Below are 526 nucleotides of genomic sequence, written 5' to 3'. Positions count from 1 at the left end.
AGCGTGTTTGCGTTTATTGGTTTTTGTATAATTGCGGTATTTAAGTTAATTACCCGCGACGTGCTATTTGACTATGACGGTAAACTAGATATGGAGGCTGTACTATTACTCTGCTCTTTAATCATCGGATTTTTTATGGCCATATATGAGTTAAAATCTGGAAAAGTTGGGTTGTGGCTAAAAAAAATCATAACCAACTGCGTATTTCGGTGATTGCGATCGCTCGTTTCGGTTTATTCCGATCACCTGATCTTGCCGTTTTTCTCTCTTCCTATTTTTACTCTAAGTGATCGGATTGCGCCAGTTTTCTCATCGACTCACCTCCTAGTTCTATTCGATGACTATTGTGTACCAGCCGATCCATTAGAGCGTCTGCGACAGTGGCGTTACCGATCATGTTGTACCACTCCTTTACGGGTAGTTGACTGATGACGATTGTGCTGCTGTTTTGGTAACGGTCTTCAAGCACTTCTAACAAGTGACCTGCATGTTCTTGAGTCAGTTTCTCCATCCCCCAATCGTCGAG

At 42.4% G+C, this 526-nt stretch carries 1 protein-coding gene and 1 pseudogene; one reads left to right on the top strand and one right to left on the bottom strand.

Going from position 1 to position 526, the window contains the following annotated elements; genetic code table 11:
* Positions 1-213, top strand: a 213-nt coding sequence (locus R7Q48_RS30780) for a hypothetical protein (RefSeq protein WP_318134205.1), incomplete at its 5' end; no start/stop codon positions are given.
* A gap of 64 nt (positions 214-277) precedes the next feature.
* Here R7Q48_RS30780 and istB read toward each other — a convergent pair.
* Positions 278-526: pseudogene (istB, locus tag R7Q48_RS30775) on the bottom strand (IS21-like element ISVch3 family helper ATPase IstB); the annotation flags it as partial.

The organism is Vibrio sp. 378, assembly GCF_033339435.1.
The sequence above is the reverse complement of the archived record's forward strand: the minus strand, read 5'-3'. Positions and strand labels throughout refer to the sequence as shown.